General features: G+C 30.2%; 13 protein-coding genes. 11 read left to right on the forward strand and 2 right to left on the reverse strand.

The genetic code is table 11. The features are described from left to right. Window positions 1-163: 163 nt before the first annotated feature. From B5464_RS11775 to B5464_RS11825, 11 genes are all read left to right on the forward strand, one after another. A complete protein-coding gene (locus B5464_RS11775; RefSeq protein WP_079738512.1) occupies window positions 164-2,971 on the forward strand; it encodes a triple tyrosine motif-containing protein in 2,808 nt (935 codons plus the stop codon). A gap of 208 nt (window positions 2,972-3,179) precedes the next feature. Next, the gene (locus B5464_RS11780; protein WP_079738513.1) at window positions 3,180-6,248 is read left to right on the forward strand and encodes a TonB-dependent receptor; all 3,069 of its coding nucleotides are present in this window, start codon (window positions 3,180-3,182) and stop codon (window positions 6,246-6,248) included. A gap of 10 nt (window positions 6,249-6,258) precedes the next feature. Beyond that, complete coding sequence (locus B5464_RS11785; protein ID WP_079738514.1) at window positions 6,259-7,749, forward strand: RagB/SusD family nutrient uptake outer membrane protein; 1,491 nt, start codon at window positions 6,259-6,261, stop codon at window positions 7,747-7,749. 10 nt (window positions 7,750-7,759) lie between these two features. After that, entirely contained in the window at window positions 7,760-9,751 is a 1,992-nt protein-coding gene (locus B5464_RS14465) for a carbohydrate binding domain-containing protein (RefSeq protein WP_172830882.1), read from the forward strand. Window positions 9,752-9,782: 31 nt separating this feature from the next. Then, on the forward strand, window positions 9,783-11,495 hold the full coding sequence (locus B5464_RS11795) for a family 16 glycosylhydrolase (protein WP_079738515.1): 1,713 nt from the start codon (window positions 9,783-9,785) through the stop codon (window positions 11,493-11,495). Window positions 11,496-11,628: 133 nt separating this feature from the next. Next, window positions 11,629-15,063, forward strand: a complete 3,435-nt coding sequence (locus B5464_RS11800; RefSeq protein WP_079738516.1) for a hypothetical protein — start codon at window positions 11,629-11,631, stop codon at window positions 15,061-15,063. Between the two features lie 15 nt (window positions 15,064-15,078). Then, a complete protein-coding gene (locus B5464_RS11805; protein WP_079738517.1) occupies window positions 15,079-16,356 on the forward strand; it encodes a glycosyl hydrolase family 17 in 1,278 nt (425 codons plus the stop codon). 8 nt (window positions 16,357-16,364) lie between these two features. Beyond that, a complete protein-coding gene (locus B5464_RS11810; RefSeq protein WP_079738518.1) occupies window positions 16,365-17,375 on the forward strand; it encodes a glycoside hydrolase family 2 TIM barrel-domain containing protein in 1,011 nt (336 codons plus the stop codon). 7 nt (window positions 17,376-17,382) lie between these two features. Beyond that, window positions 17,383-18,879, forward strand: coding sequence for a glycoside hydrolase family 30 beta sandwich domain-containing protein (locus B5464_RS11815; protein WP_079738519.1), 1,497 nt, complete (start codon window positions 17,383-17,385; stop codon window positions 18,877-18,879). A gap of 7 nt (window positions 18,880-18,886) precedes the next feature. Then, window positions 18,887-20,311 (forward strand): MFS transporter, encoded by a 1,425-nt coding sequence (locus tag B5464_RS11820; RefSeq protein WP_079738520.1) that lies wholly within the window; start codon window positions 18,887-18,889, stop codon window positions 20,309-20,311. A 366-nt stretch (window positions 20,312-20,677) separates the two neighbouring features. Continuing rightward, window positions 20,678-22,096 (forward strand): T9SS type A sorting domain-containing protein, encoded by a 1,419-nt coding sequence (locus B5464_RS11825; RefSeq protein ID WP_079738521.1) that lies wholly within the window; start codon window positions 20,678-20,680, stop codon window positions 22,094-22,096. Window positions 22,097-22,165: 69 nt separating this feature from the next. On the opposite strand, the gene B5464_RS11830 is transcribed toward B5464_RS11825, so the two are convergent. Next, window positions 22,166-22,816 (reverse strand): peptidoglycan-binding protein, encoded by a 651-nt coding sequence (locus B5464_RS11830; RefSeq protein WP_079738522.1) that lies wholly within the window; start codon window positions 22,814-22,816, stop codon window positions 22,166-22,168. Between the two features lie 48 nt (window positions 22,817-22,864). Beyond that, window positions 22,865-23,230 carry a YchJ family protein gene (locus B5464_RS11835; RefSeq protein WP_079738523.1) on the reverse strand — a complete coding sequence of 122 codons (366 nt, stop codon included), beginning with the start codon at window positions 23,228-23,230 and terminating at the stop codon, window positions 22,865-22,867. Between the last annotated feature and the right edge of the window lies 1 nt (window position 23,231).

Below are 23,231 nucleotides of genomic sequence, written 5' to 3' on the forward strand. Positions count from 1 at the left end.
AGGTGTTTACACGTGTTTTCTTTTTTTGGATTAATTTAAGATAGTTTTAATTAAGATGAAATAAATTATTGATAAAATATATATTAAAAATAACTATACTAATATTTATAAAATGTTTAATTTTAAGCAATTGTTATTTAATAAAACCATACATATTTAAAATATGAAAAATTATATATCTACAAGTATTGTTGTTGTTTTTTTGTTGTTTGTTGTGGGGGATTTATGTTCTCAAGAAGTGCCACCAATCGATGTTTTTACAACAGAAGAATATGGTGGTGAAAATCAAAATTGGTCTATTTCACAATCTGATAATAAATATATATATGTAGCAAATAACAAGGGTTTGTTAGAGTATAACGGGGAAGATTGGCAGTTGTACATTACACCAAACGAAACTATAATGCGTTCTGTAAAATGCATTTCTAACAGAATCTATACAGGATTTTTTATGGATTTCGGTTTTTGGGAAAAGGATGAGTTTGGTTTACTTAAATTTTCTTCTTTAGTTGAAACTGAAAAGGTAAAAATGCTAGAAGATGAGCAAATTTGGGAGATAATAGAGTTGGATGGATGGGTGTTGTTTAAGTCTTTGCAAAGAATATATTTATACAGCTTAGAAACTCAGAAAATAAAAATTATAGAAAGTTTTAATGAAATTACTAAGATTGCTAAAGTAAAAGATGTAGTCTATTTTCAAGATTTCGAAAAGGGATTGTTTAGAATTGAAAATGGCGCGTCTCTTTTAGTTTCTGAAAATGAAATATTTAAAAATAACAAATTAACAAATATTTTTCACTTTAATGGAAAGCCTCTTTTTTTAACACAAAATAAAGGGTTTTATTACTTCGAGAATAACAAAGTGCTAAAATGGAAAATTGAAGCAGCTACTAAATTAGATAATAATACTATTTATAGTGCGGAATTATTGGCAAACGAATCTTTTGTTTTAGGTACAATTTCTAATGGATTACTATACTTAAATAAATTTGGTGAAATTGAATATGAACTCAATCAGAATTTAGGCTTAAGCAATAACACAGTATTATCTATTTTTGAAGATTTTGAAAAAAATTTATGGTTAGGATTAGATAACGGAATTAATCTTGTGAATTTTAATTCTCCTTTTAAAACGTTTTCAAATCAAAAAGAGTTTTTGGGTACGATTTATACATCTTTATTACATAAAGGAAATATGTATTTAGGAACAAACCAAGGGTTATTTGTTAAAAAATACAATACAAAGGAATCTTTTGCTTTTGTTAAAGGTACGCAAGGTCAAGTTTGGAACTTAAAATCAATTAAGGGAACTTTATTTTGTGGTCATGATTCAGGAACTTTTATAATTGATGATGAAAAAGCAAAATTAATTTTTGATTCCCAAGGAAGTTGGGATTTTAAATCTTTTGATAAAGACTTTGTTTTACAAGGAAGTTACGACGGTTTATATGTTTTACAGAAAAAAAATGACAATTGGGTTGTAAGAAATAAGATTAGTGGTTTTAAAAACTCTAGTAGATATTTTTTGATATTTGACAACTTTGAAATTTTTGTAAATCATGAATATAAAGGAGTCTTTAAACTAAAGGTTGATGCAGATTTAAGAAGTGTTATAAGTTTAGAAAAAGAAGGGTCTGTTCGCAAAGGCTTACACTCTAGTCTTCTTAAATACAAAGATGAAGCTTTATACGCATCTAAAGAAGGTGTTTTTAAGTATGATTTTACTAATAATGTTTTTAAAATTGATTCTACTTACAGTGAGTTATTGCCAAAAAGGAATTTTATATCTGCAAAATTAATTGCAGATAATACAACTAATAAATTGTGGTCTTTTACAAGTGATGGACTTCGGTATTTAAGTCCTGGAGCTTTAAGTGATAAACCAAATTTAAATATTATTCCAGTTAAAAATACTTTATATAAAGGTGCTTCTGGTTTCGAAAATATTATTCATTTAGAAAATGAAAAATATTTAATAGGTACAATAAACGGATACTTAATAGTAGACTTAAACAAGATAAAGGTTCCTAAGAGTTTTAATATTAATATAACCAATGTTATTAATTACGAAATAGATCAGCCATTTAAAAATGTAAACTTAACCAAAGAAGCTAATTTTAAAACTAAGGAAAATAGCGTGGAGTTTTCTTACAGTGTTCCTAGTTTTAAAAGTGGATCTAGTTTAACATATCAACATAAATTAGAAGGTTACAATAGTAAATGGAGTACTTTTTCTGAATCAAATAAAACACTCTTTGAGAACTTACCACATGGTAATTATACTTTTAAGGTAAGAGCTTTAGCATCTGGTAAAGTTAGTAGTAATGTAGCTAGTTTTAATTTTAATATTGCGAAGCCATGGTTTTTATCTGAATTTGCAATTGTTGTGTATATTTTGATTTTTATTTTGATGGTCTTTATTTGGTATGTTTTATCTAAAAAATATTACAACGATAAACAGCAAAAGCTTTTGTTAAAAGCTCAAAAAGAGTTAGAGCTAAAAGAATTAGAAAGTTCTCAAAAAATTATCAAGCTTAATAACGAAAAATTAAGAAATGATATTGCTAGTAAAAATAGAGAATTGGCAACATCTACAATGAGTATTATTAAGAAAAATGAGTTTTTAAGTAATTTGAAAACAGAACTTCTTAAAGGTAAGGAACAAAACATTACGAAGGTTGTTAAAATTATAGATAAGAACTTAAACAATACAGACGATTGGAAAATGTTTCAAGAAGCATTTAATAATGCAGATCAAAAATTCTTAGATAAGATGAAAGATAGACATCAAAATTTAACCCCTAATGATTTGAGGTTGTGCGCTTACCTTAGATTGAATTTGTCTTCAAAAGAGATTGCTCCTTTGTTAAATATATCACCAAGAAGTGTTGAAGTAAAGAGGTATCGATTGCGTAAAAAGATGGATTTGGATCACGATATCAACTTAACAAATTATATTTTGGATATCTAATACCACATCAAGAGGTGTTAAGACCTATACATAACCACAACATCGGTATTTAACTTAAGTTTTTAAAACTTAATCTTTCTATGTAAAACAAGGGATTATAAAGTGTTTTTAGTTAAAAATTGCTATGTATGTTTTTTGTTCAGGTGTTTTTTATTAATTTAATAATTTATTGATGTTAAATTTATCAAAAAAATAAAACTCTTTATTTATGAGAAAACAAATCACATTTTTACTTCTATTATTTATAGGTTTTTGTGCAACTGCACAAACTGTAAATATAAAAGGTGTTGTTAAAGATGCCGCTACTGGCGATCCGCTACCAGGAGTTAGTGTTATATTAAAAGGTACATCTAAAGGAACTAATACAGATTTCGATGGAAATTACTCTTTAACTAATATAGATAAAGGAGTAATTTTAGTTTTTAGATATTTAGGTTATGCAGAAAAAGAGGTTACTGTTACTTCTAGTAATTTAAATGTATCCTTAACAGTAGAATCTGAATCTTTAGATGAAATTGTTGTAGTTGGTTACGGAGCACAAAGAAAAAAGGAAATTACAGGTGCAGTTGCTGTAGTTTCTAGTGAAGAAATTCAGAATTTAAAGCCAACAAGAATAGAGCAAGCTTTACAAGGGCAAGTTGCTGGTGTTAACATAACATCTTCTTCTGGTGCACCAGGTGCTGCTTTAAATATTCGAATTAGAGGTATTTCTACAAACGGAAACAACAATCCTTTAATCTTGGTAGATGGTAATGTTATAGAAGATTTAAGTGTGATCAATCCTTCTGATATCGAATCTATGAATGTTTTAAAAGATGCTTCGGCTGGTATTTACGGTGTTCGTGGTGCAAATGGTGTTATCATTATTACAACAAAATCTGGTAGAAAAAATACTGAGTTTAAATATAACTTAAACGCATATGCAGGTTTTCAAAGAACTACAAGAAGCATCAGTTTACTTAACGCTACAGAGTATGCTCTTTTAGCGAATGAAGCTTTTGCCGCTAACGCAGAGTCTTTACCTTTTAGTAATATATCCGGTTTGGGTGTTGGTACAGATTGGCAAGACGAAGTTTTTAAAGATGCAGCAATTTCTAGTATAGATTTTAATGCTACTAAAGGTACCGAAAAATCTACCTATTCATTTGGGGGTTCTCATTTAGATCAAGATGGTATTGTAGGTGGTTCTAAAGCGAATTTTAATAGAACCACAGCTAAATTTAATTTTAGTACAGATATTTTAAAGAATTTAAAGTTTACTTCTTCTTCAATTTATACAAATACAAATAGAAGAGGTTTGCCAGAAAATGCTTTGGGATCTGTGTTGTTTAACGCCTTAAATATGCCTTCTAATATTTCTGTTAGAGATGCTAATGGCGATTATTCTTTTGCACCAAATACAGGTGTTGGTATAGAAGTTGTAAATCCTTTAGCACAAACAGAGAATTCTTACAATAGAACTTGGGTAAATAAATTTGCGGGTAGTTATGGTTTAAATTATTCATTTTTAGACGGATTTTCTGCTGAATCTAGAATTCAGTTTAACCATGCATCAGTAAAAACAAAAAGTTATAGTCCAGAGGTTTATTATGGTTCTGGTAAGGTTTTTAATACGGTAAGTGCTCTTGCAGATTTAACAGATGCAAATAATACTTCATCTGTTTTTGAAAGCGAACAAACTTATAAAGATTATACTTTTGATGCTTTGTTAAAATATGAAAAGACATTTAATGATGTTCATGATGTAAAAGTGTTATTAGGTACATCGGTTTTTAGATCTCAAGGAATTAACGAATCTAATTTATTAGGTTTTGGAGCCAATGGTAATACATTAGAAAGTGTTAGTGTTGCAGGTTCAGATACATCGCAAGATAATTTAGCATTAAGTAATCAACCAAGACGTTTTTTTGATAGTAGGTTACTATCTTATTTTGCAAGATTACAGTATAATTATGACGGAAAATATTTAATGTCGGCAGTAATTAGAAGAGATGGATCTTCTAATTTTGGACCTAAAAATAAATTTGGTTATTTCCCTACTGCATCTGTAGGTTGGGTAGCTTCTAAAGAAAAGTTTTTAGAAGATAGTTCTGTATTAAGTTTCTTAAAATTAAGAGCTAGTTATGGTGTAATTGGTAACGATAGAATTTCGAGCTTCGGTTTTGTTTCTACATTATCAGGAGAAGGAGAATATGTTTTTAACAATCAATTACAATTTGGTACTGCACTTGGGGCAATTTCTAATCCAGAAATTAAATGGGAAAAACAAATTCCTTTAGATATTGGTGTAGATTTAGAGCTTTTTAATAAGATAGATATTACTGCAGATTATTTTAACAAAAGAACAGAAGATTTATTACTAAATCCAGAAGTTTCAGGAATCTTAGGAGCTTCTGCACCGGGTTCTGGAAGTCCTATTGTAAATGCAGGAACCGTAGAAAATAAAGGTTTTGAATTCTCAATTGGTTATAAAGAAACTATCTCAGATGATTTTAACTTCGGAATTAAATACAATTTCACAACTTTAGAAAATGAAGTTTTATTTGTAGGTAATGAAAGCGGTGTTTTATTTGGCGGTTCTTTTGGCGTAGGGCAAGATCCTCCTTCTAGAATGGAAGCAGGTATGCCAATTGGTTATTTCTACGGATATCAAACTGACGGAATTTTTCAGACACAAGCAGAAGTAGATGCACACGCAACACAAACAAATGCAAATCCTGGAGATTTAAGGTTTAGAGACATCAACAACGATGGTGAGATTACAAATGAAGATAAAACCTATATCGGAGATCCTATTGCTGATGTAACTATGGGTTTAAATTTCTCTTTTGATTATAAAAATTTCGATTTTAACATGTATGCTTTTGCATCACTTGGAAATGAAATTGTAAGAAACTTCGAAAGAAATTTACCATTAACAAACAGACCAAGATATTATTTAGATAGATGGACAGGTGCTGGAACATCAAATACTTTTCCGAGAGTTACAACAGGAGCAAACAGTAACGTACTTTTTTCTGACTTTTTTGTAGAAGATGGTTCTTTTGTAAGGTTGCAAAACATACAATTAGGATATTCTTTAGATCAGAAAATATTAGAACAAGTAGGTTTAAGCAAATTCCGTTTTTATGTATCAGCTAATAATTTAGTTACGTTAACAAAATATAGAGGTTACGACCCAACAACTTCTAACGGAGCGCCGATTGGTGGCGGAATTGATCAAGGATTTTATCCAACGCCAAAGACTTTTTTAGTAGGATTAAATGTTAATTTTTAAAAAATAGACCATGAAAAAATTACATATAAAATATTTAGCTTTCTTTTTATTCTCTTCAATTTTAATTACGAGTTGTAGTGATGATTTTGTTGATGTAGAATCGACAGCAGAAAACTCAGAAGATTATTTTAATACAGAAGAAGATTATCAAAATGCTCTAATAGGCGCTTATGATATGTTACAATCTTCATATTTAAACGTTTTGCTAGGTGAAATAGCATCAGATAATACATTAGCTGGCGGAGAAAGTGCAACAGATGTAGTTGCTATTCAAGAAATTGATGACATGATTCATACATCCGAAAATCAGCAATTAAGAGATATCTGGGGTTGGATGTTTGCAGGAGTAAACAGAGCGAATTATATATTAGAATTTAAAGACAAAATAGATTTTTCTGGTAAAGAAGAAGTTATTGCACAAGCAAGATTTTTAAGAGCTTATTATTATTTCGAGTTGGTAAAATGGTTTGGTGATGTGCCTTTGGTTGTCGATCAAAGAATTCTTTTTGGAGATCAGTTTAATGTAGATAGAACTCCAAAAGCAGAGGTTTATGCACAAATAGAACAAGATTTAATTTTTGCTGCAAACAATTTACCATACGTTCAGGCAGAAACTGGTAGAGTAACAAAAGGAGCTGCAGAAGCTTTATTGGGTAAAGCATATTTATATCAGAATAAATTTACAGAAGCTGCCGATGTTTTAGATAATTTAATTTTAAACGGACCGCATAGTTTAGTTACAGATGCAGCAACTTTTATGGATTTGTTTGAAAATGATAATGAAAATAGTGTAGAATCTGTGTTTGAGGTTCAATATACAGAAACGCAAGGTGCAGGTTTTGGTTGTTTACAGTGTAGTGAAGGTAATGTTGCTGTTGGTTTTAACGGTGTAAGAGGTTATGAAGGACCAGAGTTTACTTCTGGCTTTAGTTTTAACGTGCCGGTGCAAGATTTAGTAGATGCTTTTGAAGACGGTGACATGCGAAAAGATATAACAATTTTAGATATCAATGCTTGGGCAACTCAAACAGGAGCAGAATTTAATACTGGTTTCGAGCATACTGGTTATTTTAATAAAAAATATTTACCAAGAAAAAGAGGTGCAGATGCACAAGCCGATAGAAATTTAACAAATCCAAATAATTACAGAGCAATTCGTTTTGCAGATGTTTTGTTAATGGCTGCAGAAGCTCATAATAGAAAACCATCGGCAAATGATGCTAAGGCTTTAGAATATTTAAATTTAGTAAGGCAACGTGCTTTTGGAGATATGTTACACAATATTTCAGAAACCGGAGCAAATTTAACAGCTATTATCTTTAATGAAAGAAGATTAGAATTAGCTGGTGAAGGGCATCGATTTTTCGATTTAGTAAGAACGGGAGAAGCAGCAGCTAATATTTCTGGTTTTCAAACGGGTAAAAATGAGCTGTTTCCAATTCCGGCAATAGAAATTCAATTAACAGGTAATCGTTGGTCTCAAAATCAAGGATACAATTAATAGTTAAAAGATGAAAAAAATAAAATATATATATAGATTCTTTATCGTGTTGATCTTGTTTACAGCGTGTAAAGAAAATTTAAACGACCTTTCTTTTGCAGATAATATATCAGCACCAACAAATGTTACAGCTAATTATAATATAAAGCAAGATAATACTGGCGAAGTTACAATTACGCCAAATGCAGAAGGAGCAACTAATTACGATGTTTATTTTGATGCAGATACTACTACGCCTATTAATTTAGAACAAGGCGAAAGTGCATCTAATGTTTATACAGAAGGTACGCACGATGTAAAAATTGTTGCTTATAATTTAAACGGAGATAAAACTGAAGCCATACAACAATTGGTAGTTTCATTTAAAGCACCTCAGAATATAGTTGTAGTTTTAGAAAATGATGCAGCAATATCTAAACAAGTAAATATTACGGTAAATGCAGATTTTGCATCAATGTTCGATTTTTATTCAGGTGAAGTAAATGCAACAGAACCAGTTTCTGGTAATATAGGTGAAACTATTTCTTACCTATATAAAGAAGCAGGTGATTATTCAATTAAAATTGTAGCAAAAGGTGCGGCAATTGCAACTTTAGAATATACAGAAGAATTTACAGTAACAGAAATTTTAGCGCCATTAGAAGCGGCACCAAATCCGAAGAATAGAAAAGCAGAAGACGTTGTTTCGATTTTTAGTGATGCTTATACCGATGTAACATTAAACGAATTACCTACAACTTGGTCTTCTTCTGGTTTCGAAGCAATTACAATAGATAATAACAATGTTTGGAAACTAACAAACTTAGATTTTGTGGGTATGGTTACCAATTACGATAGCGGTATTGATGTATCTTCTATGGAAAAATTACACATAGATTATTGGGTGCCAAATGACGCTACAAATGAGTTGTTGGTTAAAATAGTAAACACAGTAGACGGAGGTGAAGATGAAGAATCTTTAGGTACAACCGTTGGTGGTTCTTGGCAAAGTATAGATTTAGATATTACAGGTTTTGACGGCGGTGATCTGGCAAATAAAAATAAGATTACTCAAATTTTAATTGATTCTGATGGCATTTCGAATGTAGTTTATATAGATAATTTCTATTTCTATAAAGAACCAGATGCTTCAACTACTTTTAATGACGGTTTATTAACAAACGGAGATTTTGAAAACGGAAGTGAAGCTTGGTTAGTTGGTGTTGATGATAATTCTTCTGCACCAGTAGTAACAGATAATGGTAATACATATTATTCTGTAAATGTAACAGCTGCAGGAAACCCTTATGACGTAAACTTAAGTCAGAAAGTAGAAATTATTCAAGGTAATACTTACACATTAACTTTTGATGCTTGGTCAGACGTAAATAGACCAATAATTGCCGGTATTGGTTTAAGTGCTTCACCTTGGTCTAATACTACAGAAACGGTTAACATTACGCCAACAAGATCAACATATTCAATAACACTTATGGTTACAGAGTTTGGGGCAATAGATGCGAGAGTAATTTTTGATATTGGTGCAGCAGTTGGTTTGGTAAATATTGATAACGTATCATTAATAATAGGAAAAGGGAACGTTTTAAATAATTCAGATTTTGAAAACGGAAGCGAATCTTGGTTAATTGGAGTGGATGACAACTCATCTGCACCAGTTGTAACAGATAATGACAATACGTATTATTCTGTTAATGTAACAGCTGCTGGTAATCCTTATGATGTAAACTTAAGTCAGAAGGTAGAAATAGTTCAAGGAAACACATACACATTAACTTTTGATGCTTGGTCTGATGTAAATAGACCAATTATTGCCGGTATTGGTTTAAGTGCAGCACCTTGGTCTAACACAGCAGAAACTGTAAATATTACAACAGAAGTAACAACTTATAGTGTAAGCTTAACAGCAACAGATTTTGGAGCAACAGATGCCAGAGTAATTTTTGATTTAGGTGCAGCTGTAGGGCAAGTAAATATTGATAATGTTTCATTATCTAGTAATTAAATCTAAAAGATAACTTTATAAAAATATAAAAATGAAAACATTAAAATATATACTATTATTTTCATTGACAATAACACTATTTAGTTGTCAAGAAGAAGATCAAGAATTTGGTCAAATAACAGTTCCTAGTAATATTAATATTCAAAATGAAATTATAGGAAAAGATGATACCAATGTTTATGGTGATGGATCTGGAATTGTAAAATTTAAAGCCACTGCAAACAATGCAGTAAGTTATATTTACAATTTTGGTGATGGATCTGATAAAGTGGCTTCTTCTAGCGGAGAAGTAGAGCATAGATTTACAAAAACAGGTGTAAATACATATAATGTAACAATTATTGCATCTGGTAAAGGTGGTGTTTCATCATCTTCTACAGTACTTTTAGAGGTTTTTAGTGCCTTTGATGATATTCAAGCAAGATCTTTTTTATCTGGTGCACCTTTGTCTAAAGATGCTGCTGGTAACGATGTTTTAGAAGTTACAACGCCAGTTTCTAAAACGTGGTATATCGACAATACTGTTGATGGAGCTTTAGGTGTTGGTCCTTCTTTAGCGTTTGATATTCAAATTAATGGCGGACCAAGCCAATACTATTATCCAGCATTTTTTGCAGCAGCTGCAGGTACAACAAACGACTGTTATTCAGACGATGAGTTAACATTTACAATTAATGAAGATGGCTCAATGACGTATGCTTTAGATAATAAAGGAGAAACTTTTTTCAACGGTAATGCAGCACACCAAACAGTTGTTGGTGGTTCTGGCGCAAACGGAGATGAATGTTTTACGTTTGATACTTCATTCGATAGTAATGTTTCATTAGCACCTTCATCAGAAGATTGGTCTCTAGTAGCAGATCCTGCTTTTCAACCAAGAGGTACACAAATGAATTTTTCTAACGGTGGTTTTATGGCATATTATGTTAGTTCTACAAGTTTCGAAATTTTAGAAATTTCAGAAACAGAAATGTATGTTAGAACTTTAGATGGTGTAGATCCTAATTTAGCTTGGTATTTTAAATTTACAACAGTAAAACCAGGTTCTGCAACAACTTCTGCTTTTACAAATTTAGTTTGGGAAGATGATTTTAATACTGATGGAGCGCCAAATGCTGCAAACTGGACTTATGACTTAGGTGCAGGTGGCTGGGGAAATAACGAGCTTCAAACATATACAAACAATGCAGAAAATGTAATTGTAGAAAACGGAAGTTTAAAAATTAAAGCAAAGAAAAATGGTACGGGTTACACTTCTGCTAGATTAAAATCGGAGGGATTACAAGAGTTTACTTACGGAAGATTTGAAATTAGAGCCAAACTACCTGCATCGCAAGGTACTTGGCCTGCAATTTGGATGTTAGGAGCTAACTTTAATTCTGTTGGTTGGCCAAATGCAGGAGAAATGGATATTATGGAACAAAAAGGAAACGACAAAAATACTGTTTTAAGTACCATACATTATCCAGGTAATTTTGCTGGTGGTGGACCATCTATGTCTACGAGTTTACCAACATCTACAACAGAATTTCATGTGTACACGATAGATTGGTCTGAAAATGAAATTAAATTTTCTATAGACAATGTAGCGTATCATACACTAGAGAATGATGCTTCTTTACCTTTTAATGCAGATTTCTTTTTTATAATGAATGTTGCCATGGGAGGTACACTTGGTGGTGATGTAGATCCGGCTTTTACAGAAGATGTAATGGAAGTAGATTACATCAAAGTATTTCAATAAATAAAAAACTTTTATAAGTAGCTTTAAATAAGTTAACAATCGGTATTTAGATCTAAAATAATACATTCTTAAAATTTTGAATGCTAGATTTTTATATCAAAATTTAAAATTAATTAATCAAAAAAAGAAGTAAATGAGCACTGTTTTTAAAGATAAACCAACAGTAACTAATAACGGAAAATTAGTAACTATAGGAAAAGAGTCTTTTTATAAGATTGAAAACACACATACAATGCGTCCTTTTTTTATGACTATTGTGTCAGATTCAAATCATTGGATGTTTGTGTCGAGTAATGGTGGCTTAACTGCTGGTAGAAAAAATGCTCAATATGCTTTATTTCCTTATTATACAGACGATAAAATTACAGCGTTAGCAGAAACAACAGGTTGTAAAACTATTTTTAGAATTAAAGCGCAAGAAAGCACAAAACTCTGGGAACCTTTTTCTGAGAGACAAGCTGGTTTGTATGATATAACAAGAAATATTTATAAAAATTCTTTTGGTAATAAAATTGTTTTTGAAGAAATTAATAACGATTTAGAATTAACTTTTAAGTATGAATGGAATTCTAGTGATAAGTTTGGTTTTGTTAGAAAAGCAACCTTAGTAAATAATGCTAATGCCAATGTAAATGTTGAAACTTTAGATGGTTTTCAAGATATAATTCCGTTTGGTATTGGTTCAGATTTACAAGCAAATGTTAGTAATTTGGCAGATGCTTATAAAAAATGTGAATTAGAAGAAAATGTTGGTTTAGGTATTTATGCTTTAAGCGCAATTATTGTAGATAAAGCAGAACCTAGTGAAGCGTTAAAAGCAAACATTGTATGGTCTTTAGGTATCAACAATCCTACTTATTTATTATCATCATTGCAAATTAATAACTTTAGAAGAGGTATTGCTTTAGAGCAAGAAACAGCTATTAAAGCAGAAAAAGGAGCGTATTTAACTGCTTTTGAGTTCAATTTACCTTCAAATTCAGAAAAAAAATGGTTACAAGTTGCTAATGTAAATCAAACGGTAAGTGATGTTGTAGAAATTTCTGAAATAATAAAATCTAAAACTGCAGTAGAAAATTTATTGCAAGATGATATTGATTTAGGGACAAAAAACTTAATAAAATTAACAGCCTCTGCAGATGGTTTACAGTTAACAGAAGACAATTTAGTAAATACAAGACACTTTTCTAATACGCTTTTTAATATAATGAGAGGTGGAATTTTTGACGATAATTATTCTATCGAAAAAGAAGATTTTATCAATTATTTGCAAAAAGCAAATAAGAATGTGTTTGAAGATAATAAAAGCGATTTAAATAAATTAGCAACAGTTTTTAACTTATCCGAAGTAAAAAACATTGCGAATTCGAGCTCAGATAAAGATTTTAAACGTTTATGTTTAGAGTATTTGCCTTTAAAATTTAGTAGAAGACACGGTGACCCGAGTAGACCATGGAATAAGTTTTCTATCAATACGAAAAACGAGGTTGATGGTTCTAAGGTTTTAGATTACGAAGGAAACTGGCGTGATATTTTTCAGAATTGGGAGGCTTTAGCACATGCTTATCCAGAGTTTATCGAGAGTATGATTCATAAGTTTTTAAATGCAACTACTTTTGATGGTTACAATCCTTATAGAGTTACAAAAGGTGGTTTCGATTGGGAAGTTATCGAAGAGCATGATCCTTGGTCTTATATTGGTTATTGGGGCGATCATCAAATTATTTATTTGCTTAAGTTTTTAGAGTTTATCGAAAAACATTATCCTAATGAATTGACAAAATTATTCACAGAAGATATTTTTGTATATGCCAATGTACCGTACAAAATTAAATCTTACGAAGAAATATTAGAAAACCCGAAAGATACAATTGATTTTGATTATCAATTAAATGCAGAAATTGATAAAAAAAGAAGTAAAATTGGTGCTGATGGAGCGCTTTTAGAAGCTAAAAACAGTCAGATTTATAAAGTTAATTTAATAGAAAAACTATTAGCAACTGTTTTAGCAAAGGTTTCTAATTTTATACCAGAAGCAGGTATTTGGTTGAACACACAACGACCAGAATGGAATGATGCCAACAATGCTTTAGTTGGTAATGGTGTTTCTATGGTTACACTATACTATTTACGCAGATTTTTAAATTTTTACGAGAATATAGTAAATGACTCTTCAATTACAGAAGTAAGTATTTCTTCTGAATTACAGACTTTTTTCAATGAAGTTTTAGCTACTTTAAATAAGCATCAATCTATTTTATCTAGAGAATTTACAGATAAAGAAAGAAAAACAGTATTAGATAGTTTAGGGAAACCTGCAAGTAAATACAGGTTAAACATTTATAAAAACGGATTTTCTACAACTAAAAAAACTATTTCTAAGGAAGATTTATTAGCGTTTATAAACGTTACAAATTCATATTTAGAGCATTCGATTAGAGCAAACAAGCGTAATGATAATATGTTTCATGCTTATAATTTAATGACAATAGAAAATAAAGAAGAGGTTTCTATTTCTTATCTATCAGAAATGTTAGAGGGGCAAGTTGCTGTTTTAAGTTCTGGCTATTTATCACCAATAGAAGCACTAGGCTTACTAGATGGTTTAAAAAATAGTGCACTTTTTAGAGAAGATCAATACAGTTATATTTTATATCCTAATAAAGAATTACCAAGCTTTACAAAGAAAAATAACATCGCTAAAAAGAGTGTAGAAAATTCAGAATTATTATCAGCTTTAGTAAAAGAAAACAACAAAGAAATTATAGAAAAAGATATTTTAGGAAATTATCATTTTAACGGTAATTTTAATAATGCAAATAGCTTAAAAGAAGCTTTAGATAATTTATCAAAAGAAAAATATCAAAAGTTGATAGAGAAAGATTCAGCTAAAGTTTTTGCAATTTTTGAAGATATTTTTGATCATAAATCATTTACAGGTCGCTCAGGAACATTTTTTGGTTACGAAGGTTTAGGTTCAATTTATTGGCACATGGTTTCTAAGTTATTAGTTGCTGTGCAAGAAAACTGCTTATTAGCGGCAAGAAATAATGAAGATGAGGCTATTGTTGGAAGACTTTTAGATCATTACTACGAAATACATGCAGGAATTGGAGTGCACAAATCACCAAAGCTTTATGGTGCCTTTCCTACGGATGCTTATTCTCATACTCCTGCAGGTAAAGGAGCGCAACAACCTGGTATGACTGGGCAAGTAAAGGAAGATATACTAAGTCGATTCGGTGAGTTAGGTGTTTTTGTGAAAGAAGGAAAAATTGTTTTTAATCCTCGTTTATTAAAAACATCAGAATTTTTATCAGCAGAAAAACTATTTAATTATGTAGCAGTTTCTGGTGATGAAAAAACAATTAAAGTTTTAGAAAATCAATTGAGTTTTACGTATTGCCAAGTGCCAATAGTTTATGAGAAATCAGACACTAAAAATGTAACTGTTTTTTATGAAAATGGTGATAAAGATGTTTTTGAAAAATTAGAATTAACTCCAGAAGTTAGTGCAAAATTATTCAAAAGAACCAATGAGGTGGCAAGTATTAAAGTTTCATTTTAATAAACTATAATAAAGATGAAAATGATAAAAAAGATGAATGGTTACCTTTATTTTATATGGATAATTATGCTCTTTTTTATCATTTCATGCAAAGGTAATGAAACTAAAAACAAGGTTGATGTTAGAAATTTATCAGCATCAGAAATTCTAGGAAATAAAGAGTATTTGGCTATTTCGTATGGCGGATATCGACAAAAATCAAGAGATATTCAACCTACAATCAAAGAATTAAAAGATGATTTAAAAATTTTGTCTGCAATGAAAATTAAAGTTCTAAGAACTTATAATGTTCATTTAAAACAAGCAGCAAATTTATTAGAAGCTATTAATCAACTTAAGCAAGAAGAAAGTGGTTTTGAAATGTACGTAATGTTAGGTGCATGGATCGATTGTAAAAATGCTTTTAATAATAATGGTAAAGAACCTAATCACCTTGAAGAAAGTGAAAGGAATGCTATTGAAATAGAAACAGCTGTTACATTGGCAAAAAAATACCCAAAAATTGTAAAAATTATTTCTGTTGGTAATGAGGCAATGGTAAAATGGGCGACAAGTTATTATGTTCAGCCAAAAGTGATACTAAAATGGGTGAATTATCTTCAAAAATTAAAAAAAGAAGGCGAGTTACCAAGTGAACTTTGGGTTACAAGTTCAGATAATTTTGCTTCTTGGGGTGGCGGAGATAAATCTTACCATACAGAAGATTTAACACGACTAATTAAGGCGGTAGATTTTATTTCTATGCACACATATCCAATGCATGATACACATTATAATCCTGTTTTTTGGAAAGTTAATAATGTTAAAGATGCTGATGTTTCTAAGGAAGTAAGAATAGATTCTTTGATGAAAAACGCTACAAAATATGCAGTTAATCAATATGAAAATGTAAAAAAATATGTTGAAAGTCTTGGTGTTCAAAAACCGATTCATATAGGAGAAACTGGTTGGGCAACAACATCTAATGGCTTTTATGGTTCAAAAGGATCTAAAGCAACAGACGAGTATAAGCAAGCATGTTATTATAAAGCGATGAGAGATTGGTCTAATAGCAAAGGAATTACATGTTTTTATTTTGAAGCTTTTGATGAGCAATGGAAAGATGCTAAAAATCCTGAAGGGTCAGAAAATAACTTCGGATTAATTAATAATAAAAGTGAGGCAAAATTTGCGCTTTGGCATTTGGTAGATAAAAATGTATTTAAATCATTAACACGAAATAATTTGCCAATCGTAAAGTCTTACAATGGTAATAAACAGAAATTAATGGAAGAGGTTTTACTTCTTGAATAATATTTAAAATGAAAAATTATATACAGTTATTTTTATTGACCTTTCTTTTTATCTCTTGTAATTCTGAGACAAAAACCGATGTTGTAAGTGTTTCGAAAAATAAAATCTTGGTAAATAATACACCTTATTTTATTAAAGGAATTTGTTACCATCCGGTTCCTATAGGAAGTAATAAAAGAAGTTTTAAAAGTATAGATCAAGATTTAAAATTGATGCAAGAAGCAGGCATAAACACAATAAGGGTTTATGAACCAATTGCAGACGTTACTGTTTTAAATAAATTAGAAAAAGCAGAAATTAAAGTAATTATTGGGTTTGGGTACAAACAAGATGGTATAAACGATTTATATTCTGGCTCTTATTTAGACTACATAGAAAAGTTTAAAAACCACAAAGCAATTTTAATGTGGGAGTTGGGTAATGAATACAATTATCATCCAGAATGGTTTGATGGTGATATTTTAAACTGGTACAATGTTATGGATAAGGCTGCAGTAGCAATTCATAAAATAGATAGTAATCATCCGGTAGCAACAGCGCATGGTGAATTGCCAAATGCAATTGCATATGCTAAAGGAAAAAATATTGATGTTTGGGGAATGAATGTTTATAGATGGGACAATCCTGAAGAAATTTTTACGCAATGGCAACAAATCAGTTCTAAACCAATGTATTTATCAGAAGCAGGCGGTGATAGCTTTATGACTATTGCTAAAGATGGCTTTGAAAAAGGAATTAATGAGAAGGCACAAGCAGCAGCTACTTCAAAAATTCTAAACAAGATTGTTGCGAATAAAGATAAGGGTAACGGTGTAACATTGTTTTCTTTTACAGATGGTTTATGGAAAGCAGGTAATAACAATCAACAAGATATTGGTGGTTGGGCTCCTAATAGTTCTGGGGTGCCATATGATGGCGCGCCCAATGAAGAATTTTGGGGAATAGTAGATATTAACAGAAAGAAAAAAGAGGTTTTTTCTATCGTGAAAAACGTGTATTCATCTTTAGATAAAAAATAAAAATATTATGAAAATAGATCTAAAAAGCGTCTTATTATTTATGTCAATTTTGATGATAGTAAGTTGTGATAAAAAACAAGAAGTTTTAGATGTTGAAATTTATGAAACTTCTGCCAAAGGAAATAAGCTGTCTAAAATAAAGCCTTTTTCTGGAGATGAAAACTCATCAACAATAAAAATTAACGATCAAAAGAAGTTTCAAACCATAACAGGTTTTGGAGGTTCTTTTACAGAGTCTTCTGCGTATTTGTTAAACAAATTGAGCAAAGAAAAAAGAAATGAAATTTTAGAAGCATATTTTGGAGAATCTGGCGCTAAATATTCTCTTACTAGAACGCATATGAATTCATGTGATTTTTCATTATCAAATTATTCTTATACACCAGTTGCAGACGATGTAGAATTAAAACATTTTTCTGTTGCCGAAGACAAAGATGATATTATACCGATGATTAAAGATGCAATGGCAATTTCTAAAGATGGTTTTAAAATAATTGCTTCTCCTTGGTCTGCTGCACCTTGGATGAAAGATAATAATAGTTGGGTTGGTGGTAAATTGTTGCCAAAATATTATGATACATGGGCCTTGTTTTTTTCTAAGTATTTAGACGCTTACAAAAATGAAGGAATAGATATTTGGGGATTTACAGTTGAAAATGAACCGCATGGAAATGGTAATAATTGGGAAAGCATGCATTATTCACCAAAAGAAATGACCGATTTTGTTCAGAATCATTTAGGACCAAAATTAGAAAAAGATGGTAAATCGGAAGTTAAAATTTTAGGATATGATCAAAATAGAGCTGGCTTAAAAGAATGGGTAGATGAAATGTATAAGACAGAAGAAAGTGCGAAGTATTTTGATGGTACAGCAATTCATTGGTATGAAAGTACGTATGAGGTTTTTCCGGAAGCTTTGCAGTACGCACATCAAAAATCACCAGATAAATATTTAATAGAAACAGAAGGTTGTGTAGATTCTGAAGTGCCAAAATGGAGGGATGATTTATGGTATTGGTCTAAAGAAGCAACAGATTGGGGTTGGGATTGGGCTTCTGAAAAGGATAGATATTTACACCCTAAATACGCGCCTGTAAATAGATATGCAAGAGATATTATTGGCTGCTTAAATAATTATGTTGATGGTTGGGTAGATTGGAATATGGTTTTAGATACACAAGGCGGGCCAAATTGGTTTAAGAATTGGTGTGTTGCTCCGGTAATAGTAGATCCAGAGAAAGATGAAGTGTATTTTACACCAATATACTACACTTTAGCTCATTTTAGTAAATATATAAGACCAGAAGCTTCAATAATTGAAGTAACTAACTCTGATAAAGAATTACAAGTAACAGCAGCAAAAAATCCTGATGATTCTATTGCTGTAGTAGTTTTTAACGAAGGCTTAAATCTAAAAAGTTTCACTTTAAATTTTTTAGAGAAATCGGTATCTGTAAAAATTGATTCTCAAGCAATTCAAACAATAATTATTCCTGCAAACTAAAAGAAATATGGAAACAGCTAATTTATCAAAAAAGGAAAAAGTTTCTTTCGGGCAAAAAGTAGCGTTCGGCTTAGGGATGTTGGCAAATCAAATGTTTCCGGCAGTGTTAGGTATTTTTACTGTGGTTTTAGTAGAAAATTTAGGTTTCCCTGGTTGGATGTTAGGTGTTTTATATTTTCTACCTAGAATTTTCGATGCAATTACAGATCCTATTATGGGTTTTATTTCAGATAATACGAAATCGAAATGGGGTAGAAGAAGGCAATATGTTTTAATAGGTGCAATTATAATGGGAGTTTCATTTGCTTTGATGTGGCAAATGTATACATCAAACTCTGTAAACTATAATTTTACGTATTTTTTACTTTGGTCTTTTGTCTTTTATTTAGGATTAACCATTTTTAGTGTTCCTTATGTGGCAATGGGTTATGAAATGAGTGACGATTTTCATGAACGAACAAATATAATGGCAACTGCACAATTAATTGGGCAATGGGCTTGGGTAATTGCACCTTGGTTTTGGGTTTTAATGGCAGACACAACATTGTTTGAATCTGGTGATGTTGCAACAAGATCTTTAGCAATATATGTAGCGATAGCTTGTGCTTTTTTGGCAGCGGTTCCTGCAATATTTATCAAAAGTAAATCAACCTTAAATGAAAACTACTCGTCTTTAACATTAGGCAACATAGGTGGTAGTTTTAATGAAATAATAGAAGGTTTTAAAGCTGCTTTAAAAATTAAACCTTTTAAAAAATTATGCATTGCTACTTTTTTAATATTTAACGCTTTTAATACTATTGCAGGTTTTTCTTACTATATTATTAAATACTACTTATTTGCCGGAAACGAATCTAATTTTGGTCTTTGGCCTACTTTATTTGGAAGTGTTGGTGCAATTGTAACTACTTTTTTAGTAATACCTATTGTTGCTAAAATGTCTAAAAAAATGGGAAAGAAAAAAGCATTTTTAATTTCTCAAGGAATTTCTGTTGTTGGGTATATTTTACTATGGTTTTTATTTATTCCTGGAAAACCTTACATGTTTTTGTTTGCATTGCCATTCTTTTCTTTTGGCATTGGAAGTTTATTTACCTTGATGATGTCTATGACTTCTGATGTTATTGATATCGATGAGTTAAATACAAATAAAAGAAGAGAAGGTATTTTTGGAGCAATTTATTGGTGGATGGTTAAATTTGGATTAGCAATTGCAGGTTTGTTAAGTGGATTAATTCTAACTTTTGTAAATTTTGAATCTGGTGCAGCAATTCAAACTGAAGAATCAATGTTTGGTTTAAGAATTTTCTTCTCAGGATTACCAATCTTAGGAACTTTAGCTGCAATGTATGTAATGAGAAATTATGATGTTACTGAAGAAAAAACCCTTTTAATTAGAGCTGAGTTAGATAAGCGAAACAATAACAAATAGCTAAATAGTTTAGTTTTTAACTAAAACGAGAGCACAACAAGTTTAATTTAAAACCTCTAAGTTATAATTAAGTTTTTTTTCAATTGTCTGAATTATAGTGTGTTGTTTGTGTTTCTTTTCGGTTTTATTTCTTTTTATTGAATCTTCTAACTATACATTACCCATACAAACTGCTTTTGTTTTAAAGTTTGATTATCTTAAGTTTTTTTACTTTTATACTTTTTCCTTTGCTATTCCTTGTTTTATCGTAATTTCATAATATATCAATCATTTTTTTATGATGTATGTTTTTTGTTGTGGTGTTTTTTAAGGATTGTTTAATTATATTGTTTAATATTGATTTATTAACTAAAAAACAATTAACACATGAAAAAAATTACTTTACTTTTACTTTTAATAACTGCTTTTGGGTTTGCTCAAAACTCCGTTACTGTAGACGGTTCTCAAACATGGAATGGTTATGTAAACGCATTTAATACTTCGGATGATAGTTATGCCTTCGGATTTAGTTATGATGTGGCAAATTTAAAAACTACACTTACTTCTACATCTGTTACATTACAACCTAACTTTGCAATTTGGTCAGCAGAAAATACAAATGCATCTTGGTTTGATAATACAACAACGCCAAATAAGTATATAGAAGCAAGTTCTTACGTAGAAAATAACGGATTAGCAGGTTCGGATTTAACTTTTTCTGCAAATTTAGATGCTCATACTATAAACTCAGCGTACAAAGTTGTTGCTTTTATAAAAGCCTTAGATCCAAATAATGGTTATGCAACTGTGGTTAATAAAAACATCGTGCTAACAAACGGAATGAGTTCTTTTTCTGTGTCTGCAACAGGTGCAGAATTGCAATCTGGTTTTATAATTCAGTATGGTTTTTCTGTTACAGGTGCTTTAGGAGATCCTGCAAATGAAACATCATTAGGAAGTGTTGTAGTTACTGAAAATGCAAGCAACGATTCTGGAGATACTACCAATGATGGTGTTACTATTGATGGTTCTAAAACTTACAATGGTTATGTAAATGCATTTAATACTGCAGATGATAGTTACGCTTTTGGATTTTCTTATGATGTAGCAAATTTAAAAACAACGGTAAATGCATCAACAATTACATTACAACCTAATTTTGCTATTTGGGCAGCCGAAAACACAAATGCTTCTTGGTTTGATAATCCTACAACACCAAACAAATATATAGAAGCAAGTTCTTATGTAGAAAATAACGGATTAGCAGATTCGGATTTAACTTTTTCTGCAAATATCGATAGTTATACAATCGATGCAGGTTACACTGTTGTTGCATTTATAAAAGCATTAGATCCTAATAATGGTTATGCTACAGTTGTAAATAAAAGTGTCACTTTAACAAGCAGCATGTCTTCTTTTTCAGTTTCGGCATTAGCTGCAGAATTGCAAGCAGGTTTTATTATTCAATACGGTTTTTCTGTAAAAGGTGCATTAGGTAATCCATCTAACGAAGCTAGTTTGGGTAGTGTTGTTTTAAGTTCTAATGCTGCAGTTGCAAGTGTAGAAAGAAATTCTTTACTAAACATTTCTATGTATCCTAATCCTACAAATAATTACTTAAATATTTCTTCGGATAATATAATTTCTAAAGTTAGTATTTATAATATTTTAGGAAAACAAGTAAAAAATATTCAAATAAATAAAAAATCAAAAAGTATTGATGTTTCGAATTTGAGTAAAGGTGTTTACATGATTAAATATACAGTTGATAATACTGTAGGAAGTTCTAAGTTTATGAAAAATTAGAGTTTAGTTATTTATATTAAAACGTCTAGATACTTAATTGTTTCTAGACGTTTTTGTTTTTATAAATCTTTATTTTAAAAGTTCTTCTAATGTTAAAAGGTCTAAAACGCCGTCTGATAAAAGATTATTTTTAGTTTCAAAACTCTTAATTATATTAAAAGTTTCTTTTTTATAAACGCCATCTAATTCTAGTTTGTATCCTTTTTTGATTAAAATCTTTTGAATTTCAAAAATAATAGGATGTTTGCTTCCAAATTTAATCTGAGGAGTATTCTTAAATAATGTGATTAATTTATTAGTATAAAGATTTTTATTATAGGTTTTTAAATCGATTCCGTTTTTAGTTAAAAATTCAATTTCTTTACTCGTTAATCCTTTCGATTTAAATTCAGAAGATTTAGATAATATATCTTCATAGTATTTTACTGTAGCTAATTTTTTAGCATAAGTATCAACCGCTATTTTTGTTTCGTTATCATCGTCTTCTGGTGTTCTAACATCTATATTGTTTGCAGACCATTGTAACATTACAAAACTATTAAGTTCTTCTACAGCTTCATAATACTTTAAAACAATTTCTTGATTGTAGTATTCTAAATCTAAGGTTTTAGTTGATGTATAATTAACCTCTGGTGAGTTGTATCTTTTGTACTGGTTGTATTTTCCGTAGCCAATTAAAATAACAATAATTAACAACAAAAAAATTATAATTTGTTTCATTAAAATAAAAAGTTGTAGTTAGGTAATGCAAAAGTAATAAAATAGCTATTAAACTGCATTTAAATATACCCAATGATTATTTTCTTTACAAAATGTAGAATATTCTTTAATGGTTTCTAAATTTCCGTTTTCAATAAAAAAGGCAGTAAATTCTATACTATTATTCGTAGAATTATGAATTTGAAGTTTTACCCAATCAACAGATTTAGTCCACTTTTTTAATTCTTTGTATTCTCTATTAGACAATCTTGTTGAACTATGATGGCTTTTATGTAAATAATCTGTATTACCCAACACAAAAGCACTGTATCTAGAACGCATTAATTCTTCTGATGTTTTAACAGAGAATATGTCATCATGAGCTTTCTTACAGCAATTTTTATATAATTTATTTGGGTTACAAGGGCATTTCATA

It is taken from the genome of Polaribacter sp. KT 15 (genome assembly GCF_900143115.1).
GTDB classification, from domain to species: Bacteria; Bacteroidota; Bacteroidia; order Flavobacteriales; family Flavobacteriaceae; genus Polaribacter; species Polaribacter marinaquae.

Excerpts from the sequence above, each read along its gene's own strand:
- B5464_RS11820 (WP_079738520.1), top strand. The coding sequence starts at position 18,887 with ATGGAAACAGCTAATTTATCAAAAAAGGAAAAAGTTTCTTTCGGGCAA.
- B5464_RS11775 (WP_079738512.1), top strand. The coding sequence starts at position 164 with ATGAAAAATTATATATCTACAAGTATTGTTGTTGTTTTTTTGTTGTTT.
- B5464_RS11835 (WP_079738523.1), bottom strand. The coding sequence starts at position 23,230 with ATGAAATGCCCTTGTAACCCAAATAAATTATATAAAAATTGCTGTAAG.
- B5464_RS11800 (WP_079738516.1), top strand. The coding sequence starts at position 11,629 with ATGAGCACTGTTTTTAAAGATAAACCAACAGTAACTAATAACGGAAAA.
- B5464_RS11825 (WP_079738521.1), top strand. The coding sequence starts at position 20,678 with ATGAAAAAAATTACTTTACTTTTACTTTTAATAACTGCTTTTGGGTTT.
- B5464_RS14465 (WP_172830882.1), top strand. The coding sequence starts at position 7,760 with ATGAAAAAAATAAAATATATATATAGATTCTTTATCGTGTTGATCTTG.
- B5464_RS11780 (WP_079738513.1), top strand. The coding sequence starts at position 3,180 with ATGAGAAAACAAATCACATTTTTACTTCTATTATTTATAGGTTTTTGT.
- B5464_RS11815 (WP_079738519.1), top strand. The coding sequence starts at position 17,383 with ATGAAAATAGATCTAAAAAGCGTCTTATTATTTATGTCAATTTTGATG.
- B5464_RS11810 (WP_079738518.1), top strand. The coding sequence starts at position 16,365 with ATGAAAAATTATATACAGTTATTTTTATTGACCTTTCTTTTTATCTCT.
- B5464_RS11785 (WP_079738514.1), top strand. The coding sequence starts at position 6,259 with ATGAAAAAATTACATATAAAATATTTAGCTTTCTTTTTATTCTCTTCA.
- B5464_RS11805 (WP_079738517.1), top strand. The coding sequence starts at position 15,079 with ATGAAAATGATAAAAAAGATGAATGGTTACCTTTATTTTATATGGATA.
- B5464_RS11795 (WP_079738515.1), top strand. The coding sequence starts at position 9,783 with ATGAAAACATTAAAATATATACTATTATTTTCATTGACAATAACACTA.
- B5464_RS11830 (WP_079738522.1), bottom strand. The coding sequence starts at position 22,816 with ATGAAACAAATTATAATTTTTTTGTTGTTAATTATTGTTATTTTAATT.